Consider the following 6,606-nt stretch of genomic DNA (forward strand, 5'->3'; position numbering starts at 1 on the left):
GGTTCCCCGTGGAAACTGTGACGAACTCCCCGGGAACCTTTCGCCGGGCGTTCGCCTCTACCCGTGCGGACGACGAGGAGGCGCATGGACCGGACGGAGCTCGTGCGTGCCGCCCAGCGCGGCGACGCGCTCGCGATGCAGGAGCTGCTGGGCCTGCTCACGCCGTACGTCGGCCGCCTTTGCGGTCCCATCGCGCTCGACGACGGCGCCGACGCCACCCAGGAGGCGCTGCTCGTGATCTTCCGGAACCTGGGCGGGCTCACCGAACCGGCCGCGGTGTTCGGCTGGGCCCGGGCGATCGCGGTCCGCGAGGCGGTGCGCGTCGCCCGGCGCGCGCGGCGGGCGACGCCTGCCGAACTCGCGGACGTCCCGGCCGCGGTTGACGTCGAACTCGGTGTGGACATCCGCGACGTGCTCGACCGGCTGGCCCCGGAGCACCGGGCGATCCTGGTCCTGCGGGACGTCGAAGAGCTGGACGAGCGGGCCGTGGCCGAGCTGCTCGACGTGCCGGCGGGCACGGTGAAGTCGCGCCTGTTCCGCGCCCGGCGGAGTTTCCGGAGGGAGTGGGGCCGATGAGCTGGCCGGTCGCCGAGCTGGACGCGGTCCGCCGCCTGGAAGTGCTGGCGGCGGCGGTGCCGGGCGCGTTCTTCGCCGAGTCGGTGGTCGACGCGCCGTTCGACGTGGTCTGGGCGGTGGCCGCGGACCTGGAGGGGGAGCTGCCGCGATTGCTGCGGAACGTGCGCTCCGTCCGGATCCTGAGCTCCGAGGGCGAGCGCGTCGTTGCCGACATCACCGGGACGTTCCCGCTGCGCGAGCGGTTCGACGTGGTGCTGCGCCCGGGTTGGTGCGTGATGCAGAGCACCAGGGTGGTCGGCGGGATGGCGGCGGTCCCGGACGGCGAGCGGACGCGGTTCGCGTTCCTGGGCGCGCTTCGCGGCCCGGGCACCCGGACGGCCGCCCCGCTCCTGCGCCGCGTGGGACGGCCGTTGGGCCGGGGAATGTTGGACCGGCTCCGCGAGCGGGTCGGCTAGTGCCGCGCGTCGAAAGCTGGTCACGCTCAGGGCATCGCCGGACCGCTGTCAACGAACCTCGGACGCGCGACACCAGCCGCTCCGGGCGACGGCCCTTGGGAAAGCTTCAGCGCTGCACCGGTTCCATCGGCCGCCGCGCGAAGGCGGGCGCGTGCTCCGGGCGCAGGCCAAGGCCCAGCAGCCGGGCCGGGAAATACGACAGCCGCGGGAACCGGGCGAAGGCCCTGATGATCGGCGCCGGCGGGCCGTTGCGCTTGCCGGTCATCACGCCGCGCACGACGGTCCGGTGCATCAGGCGCTGCAGCCCCTGCACCATCAGCGTCGGCGCCAGCCGCCGCGAGCGCACCTTCGCCAGGTCCGCCTCCGTCGGACGGCCCCGCCGCAGCGGCTCGGCCAGCAGCGTCGCCGCGGCGACCGCGTCCTGCACCGCCAGGTTGATGCCGACCCCGCCGATCGGCGACATCGCGTGCGCCGCGTCGCCGAGGCACAGCAGCCCGTCGACGTGCCACTTGCGCAGCAGGTTCAGCCGCACGTCGAGGAACTTGACGTCGTCCATCGTCTTCAGCTCGTGCACCCGGTCCTCGAACTCGGGGCAGATCTGCGTCACGTTCTCCCGGAACGCCTCGATGCCCGGCTTCCGCAGGTCGTCGCCCTTCGGAGCGAGGTAGGCGACCTGGTAGAAGTCCGGCCGGGGGAGCGGCACCGCGAACCGGCGGTCCCGCATCTTCGGCATCAGCATGCCGCCTTCTTCGCCTTCGCCGCGGGAGAGCCGGAACCACCAGACGTCGAACGGGCAGTCGTACTCGTGCGGCACCAGACCGGCCTCGCGGCGGCCCAGCGACCACCGGCCGTCGGCGGCGATGACCAGGTCGGCGCGGATTTCGCCGGTCTCACCGGCGGTCGTGCGGTAGCTGACGCCGGCAACCCGGCCGTGCTCGCGGACCAGGCCGGTGCACTCGGTCTCCATCCGCTGGACGAACGTCGGCTCCTTGCGCGCGCTCTCGGCGAGCAGGTCGAGGAAGTCCCACTGCGGCACCATCGCGATGTACGGGTGCGCGACCTTCAGCCGGGTGAAGTCGGCCAGCTTCATCATTTCGCCGTTTTCCTGCGGGAACCCCGCCGAGCGCAGCTCGCTGTGCGGCAGCGCGTGGAACTTCTCGCCGAGCCCCAGCTCGTCGAGCAGCGTGAGCGTCGACGGGTGCACCGTGTCGCCGCGGAAGTCGCGCAGGAAGTCGGCGTGCTTCTCCAGCACCGTCACTTCGACCCCGGCCCGGGCCAGCAGGAGCCCCGCGACCATCCCGGCCGGCCCGCCACCGATGACGACGCAGCTCGTGCGCTCGACCATCTCGACCATCTCCCCTATTCATCGCCTGTTGAATAACTTGAGGATGCACCTGTCCGGTGCCCGCGTCAAGCGAGGTGACGAGGGATACGCTGATCGGGCTACGCGCGGTACCGGAGCTCCGTGCGCAACTCGCGGAGCGCTGTCGCCCGGAAAAGTCCAAATGCGACCGTTCGCCGAACGTCTTCGCCGCCCTCGGTGCGGCTTCGCGCGCGAACCGTCGAGGCGCCCTTGTGGACGGACCGGATCCCCAGACTCCACAAGGGTTTCGCGCGACGTAGGGGGTGCGAGAGGGGGGCGGCCTTTCAGTCGCGCAGTGGTCGGATAACCAAAAGAAGACGATCCGCCAACTGGGAGTAGAGCCGGTGCGCCGGAACAGAGGGGCGGCAATCACCTCTTTGGCAGCGTCGCGAACGCGGCGGTTGCCCTAGCCTCACTGGGTGGATTTCGCCCTGGCACCCCGGACCCCTTCGCGAACCGCCCCGCCCGCCGCGGCGGCGCCCGAACCCTGGGGGGTACCCGAGCTCCGGCTGGTGTGCCTGGACATCGACGACACGCTGATCGACTGCACCGCCGCGATCCGCCGCAGCCTCCACATCCTCACCGGCCGGGGCGACCTGTGGCCGCTGTGGGACCTGATCACCGAGGAGCACGTCGCCCTCGTCGTCGCCGGCGAGCTCGACTACGCGACCATGCACCAGCGGCGCACCGACTGCTTCCTCGCCGAGATCGGCATCTTCGCCGACGCCGAGCAGGTGAGCTCGTTCGAGCGTCGCCGAAGAGAGCTGCTCGATCACTCCTGGCAGCTGTTCGACGACGTCCTCCCGTGCTTGGAATGGCTCCGCGCCGCCGGCCTGACGCTGGCCGCGGTGACGAACGCCTCGGGCACGCACCAGCGGAGGAAGATCGCGGATCTGGGGCTGGCGCCGTTCTTCGACCACGTCGCCATCGCCGGCGAGCTGGGCGTCGCGAAACCTGATCCGGTGATGTTCCACACGGTCTGCCTCGGGCTGGGCTGCCCGCCCGCGCAGGCCGTCCACGTAGGGGACAAGCTCGACACCGACGCCATCGGCGCCCGTGACGCCGGCCTCGGCGCGGTCTGGCTGGACCGCGACGGCATCGCCGAACGCGCGCCCGAAGGCGTCCACACGGTCGCCGGCCTCGCCGAGCTGCCTGAGCTGCTGGTTTCGGAGTACGCCACGATCGGGGTCCCCGCCCCGCGCGGCAGTGACACCCCCGCGTTCACCCTCCGGAACGGCGTGCTCTAGTATTTCTCTCCGTGCGGTGCTGAACCAGCCAAGCTGGCGAAGTACCTCACTGGGGTATGGTGTAATTGGCAGCACGACTGGTTCTGGTCCAGTTAGTCTAGGTTCGAGTCCTGGTACCCCAGCTGCGGAGAGTGACCCCCCTGCGGAGCGAGAAATCGCCTCTGGTAAGTTCTCTCCAGCAAGAAAAACAGAAAAGCCCCTGGGAAACCAGGGAAGATCCTAAGCCCCCGTCGTCTAGCGGCCTAGGACGCCGGCCTCTCACGCCGGTAGCGTGGGTTCGAATCCCATCGGGGGTACCACCAGCTCTACCGAAGCTCGGCTGACCCAGGTCAGTCGAGCTTTTTGCTGTCTGGATGCGATGTGTCGGAGATCCTTTCCGCGGCTTGTGCCGTCATGGGTAAATGATCAACGGGTTGTGGACTTTGATCGTCACCACTTCGCCGAGGCCGTCGGCGTGAACGCTGAGCTGAGCGATCTCGACCAGTTCGCGCGGCAGCTCTCGGAGGTACCTCCGCCGGACAGTCTGGTCCACAGTGGACATTGAAGGAAAAGGGGGCCGGCCACGCCGGTGAACCACGCGCGGACCAGGGGCGGCGCTGCGGCCCGGCCGACCGCCGGAGAACGAGCTAGGCACCGTCGTTGCGCAGGGAATGGATCATGCTCCGCAGGATCCGGAACGCGGCTGACTGCTCGGTCTCGGTCATCCCGGCCAGCATTCTGACCTCGACGGACCGGACCGCTACGGTCGCCTTCTCGAGGCTCCGTCGTCCGCGAGGCGTGAGCCGCGTGGGAAGAACCTTTCCGACGGGCGCCTCCGCCGGCCTGGTCACGTAGCCGTCTCGTTCCAGGGCCTGGAGCAGCACGTTCATCGTCTGCCGTGTCACGAACGCCCCCCGTGCGAGCTCGGAGTTCGACAAGCCCGGTCGTTGGGCCAGCAGCTCGAGGCAGGAGTAGTGCGTCACGTTCATCCCGAGCGGCCGCAGCACCTCCTCCATGGCCGCACGGAGCGCGCTCGACGCTTCTTTCAGCAGGTAGCCCAGTGACGTCTCCAGGTCGACGCCGACACCGTCTTGACTCATGTCAGTATTCTGACATAGGTTGACGCGTGTCAGAAGACTGACACGTAACGAAGGAGCATCATCATGCCCGTCACCGGCCCCGACTTCATCTCGCTCCAAGCGCGCGACCTCGCCGCTTCGCAGGCGTTTTACGAGCAGTACCTCGGCCTCGTCCGCTCGCCGGCCGGACCGCCGCACGCCGTCGTCTTCGAGACGAAGCCGATCGCGTTCGCGCTCCGCGACGTCGTTCCCGGCACCGATCTCGCATCCGTTGCCCAGCCCGGCATCGGTGCCGCGATCTGGCTCCACGCCACCGACGTCCAGGCCATTCACGACGCTCTCGTCGCCGATGGTCACACCATCGTCTCCGCGCCGATCGACGGCCCCTTCGGCCGGACATTCACCTTCGCCGACCCCGACGGCTACCAGGTCACTCTCCACGACCGCGCCTGATCGGCCGAACGCCGGCGCCCGACTGCGGCCGCCGGCGCGCCGAGGGTGAAACTGTCGAAGCAGGTGGTGAAGGCGACCGTATTCCGACATCCCGGGCAGTCCGGGGTGTGAGAAGGTCACCGAGGACGGCTGGGCCGGCGATCAGTGGACCGGCCGGGAGTGCGTGCCGCTGCTCGAGTTCTTCCTTGAAGCAGACCGCTTTCCACTGTGGACTACCGGAAGTTGTTCGCCGGCCCCGAAACCGCACGGCTGGACGGTAGCTACCGCCGGCGCGACGGGTGGGCGGTGACCTGGACGTCGCTCGTGCCGCACCTGGCCTTCCCTGTTTGCACCGCGGGTCGCACGACGAGGCGGCGGGGACGGGGGTCAGAGGCCGAACATCGGCCGGCAAGCCGCCATTCCGGCCACCCTGGCCGCGGGCCGTGCCTGCCGTTTCCACCTCTCCCGCGTGAGCCGGAGCCGGTCGGAGACGAGTGCCTCGTCGCCGCGGGCGTCGACGGAGGTGCCGTCGTGCTCGTAGCCGAGCTTGCGGGAGACCCCCTGAGAGGCGTGGTTGTCCTGAAACACCTCGGTGCGCGCGCAATGCGCGCCGAGGTGGTCGAAGGCGAGCGTCAGCAGGCCGGATCGGGCTTCGGTTCCGTAGCCCCGGCCCTGGTGCTCCAGTCCCAGCCACGCGGAGGTCGTGACCTCTCGGACGACCGGGAAGTCGCGTGCCCGCAGGGTGACCACGCCAAGGGGGTCACCGTGGCGGAAGACCCCGAGCCCCAGCTGCCACGCTGACGCGCTCCAGGACGCGAGCCGGCTCCAATGGCCCTGGAGCACCAACCGCGCCCGGTCCTCGGCGCTGCCGTCGGTCCAGGGGGTCAGGAACGGACGCTCGTCCGGGCGGTGCACGCCTATGCCGGCGAGCTGAGCGAGTTCGGCCAGTTCTTCCTCGCGCGGCAGCCGAAGCTCGAGTCGCGGTGTGGTGATGGTGAGGCCGTACTGGGGCCACAAGTCGGAGAGCACGGGACTTGATTGTGCGCAGCGGGCCTTCCTCGCGCCACTGGTTTGCCGGGCGGCACCCCGAGCGGCGTCGGGCGGTCGGGCCCAAGACCCGTTGCACCCCTTGAATTTTTCACGGACCTATTCGAACAATTGATCGACGGACGTGCGTGTCCTATATGGACCTTGAAGCTCTGCTCTCGGCAAACTCGCAGGTCAGGCCAGTCCGCGGTGGTGATGCCGGCCTTGACTCCGATGGCGCGGAAGCAAGACTTCCCCGCGACACCAAAGAGTTCGCGGTCACCATGTTTGGATTTTCCGTTGTCCTGGTAATACTCTGTGCAGTGTCGGCCGAGATGGGCCTGACGAGTTCCGCTATGGAGGACTGGAATGACGAACAAGGCCCAGCTGATCGAGGCGCTGTCGGAGCGTCTGGGCGACAAGAAGGTGGCTTCGCAGGCCGTTGACGG

General features: G+C 69.3%; 8 protein-coding genes, 2 tRNA genes and 1 pseudogene. 7 read left to right on the top strand and 4 right to left on the bottom strand.

Features of this window, described 5'->3' with window-relative positions:
* The first annotated feature begins 84 nt into the window (after window positions 1-84).
* Window positions 85-576 carry a sigma-70 family RNA polymerase sigma factor gene (locus tag AB0M82_RS44035; protein ID WP_364735467.1) on the top strand — a complete coding sequence of 164 codons (492 nt, stop codon included), beginning with the start codon at window positions 85-87 and terminating at the stop codon, window positions 574-576.
* A complete protein-coding gene (locus AB0M82_RS44040; protein ID WP_364735469.1) occupies window positions 573-1,031 on the top strand; it encodes an SRPBCC family protein in 459 nt (152 codons plus the stop codon). The genes AB0M82_RS44035 and AB0M82_RS44040 overlap by 4 nt, the downstream gene beginning before the upstream one ends.
* A 106-nt stretch (window positions 1,032-1,137) precedes the next feature.
* Here the strand turns inward: AB0M82_RS44040 and AB0M82_RS44045 are convergent, their stop codons facing one another.
* Window positions 1,138-2,385: an FAD-dependent oxidoreductase gene (locus AB0M82_RS44045; protein ID WP_364735471.1), complete on the bottom strand. Its 1,248-nt coding sequence runs from the start codon at window positions 2,383-2,385 to the stop codon at window positions 1,138-1,140.
* 521 nt (window positions 2,386-2,906) lie between these two features.
* Here AB0M82_RS44045 and AB0M82_RS44050 point away from each other — a divergent pair.
* The 3 genes from AB0M82_RS44050 to AB0M82_RS44060 all read left to right on the top strand — a co-directional run bounded on the left by AB0M82_RS44050 (window position 2,907) and on the right by AB0M82_RS44060 (window position 3,940).
* Window positions 2,907-3,641 carry an HAD family hydrolase gene (locus AB0M82_RS44050; RefSeq protein ID WP_364735481.1) on the top strand — a complete coding sequence of 245 codons (735 nt, stop codon included), beginning with the start codon at window positions 2,907-2,909 and terminating at the stop codon, window positions 3,639-3,641.
* 50 nt (window positions 3,642-3,691) lie between these two features.
* Window positions 3,692-3,763 (top strand) — tRNA-Gln (locus tag AB0M82_RS44055).
* Window positions 3,764-3,864: 101 nt separating this feature from the next.
* Window positions 3,865-3,940, top strand: a tRNA-Glu gene (locus tag AB0M82_RS44060).
* 92 nt (window positions 3,941-4,032) lie between these two features.
* Here AB0M82_RS44060 and AB0M82_RS44065 read toward each other — a convergent pair.
* Window positions 4,033-4,173, bottom strand: a complete 141-nt coding sequence (locus tag AB0M82_RS44065) for a hypothetical protein (RefSeq protein WP_364735473.1) — start codon at window positions 4,171-4,173, stop codon at window positions 4,033-4,035.
* A 94-nt stretch (window positions 4,174-4,267) separates the two neighbouring features.
* Window positions 4,268-4,720 (bottom strand): MarR family transcriptional regulator, encoded by a 453-nt coding sequence (locus tag AB0M82_RS44070; RefSeq protein ID WP_364735475.1) that lies wholly within the window; start codon window positions 4,718-4,720, stop codon window positions 4,268-4,270.
* Window positions 4,721-4,783: 63 nt separating this feature from the next.
* Here AB0M82_RS44070 and AB0M82_RS44075 point away from each other — a divergent pair, with 63 nt between their 5' ends.
* Window positions 4,784-5,152, top strand: coding sequence for a VOC family protein (locus AB0M82_RS44075; RefSeq protein ID WP_364735477.1), 369 nt, complete (start codon window positions 4,784-4,786; stop codon window positions 5,150-5,152).
* Window positions 5,153-5,518: 366 nt separating this feature from the next.
* On the opposite strand, the gene AB0M82_RS44080 is transcribed toward AB0M82_RS44075, so the two are convergent.
* Window positions 5,519-6,160 carry a GNAT family N-acetyltransferase gene (locus AB0M82_RS44080; RefSeq protein ID WP_364735479.1) on the bottom strand — a complete coding sequence of 214 codons (642 nt, stop codon included), beginning with the start codon at window positions 6,158-6,160 and terminating at the stop codon, window positions 5,519-5,521.
* Between the two features lie 366 nt (window positions 6,161-6,526).
* On the opposite strand from AB0M82_RS44080, the pseudogene AB0M82_RS44085 reads away from it, so the two are divergent.
* Window positions 6,527-6,606 (top strand): annotated as a pseudogene (locus AB0M82_RS44085) (HU family DNA-binding protein); the annotation flags it as partial.

This window comes from Amycolatopsis sp. NPDC051128, from assembly GCF_040682715.1.
Classification (GTDB): Bacteria; Actinomycetota; Actinomycetes; order Mycobacteriales; family Pseudonocardiaceae; genus Amycolatopsis.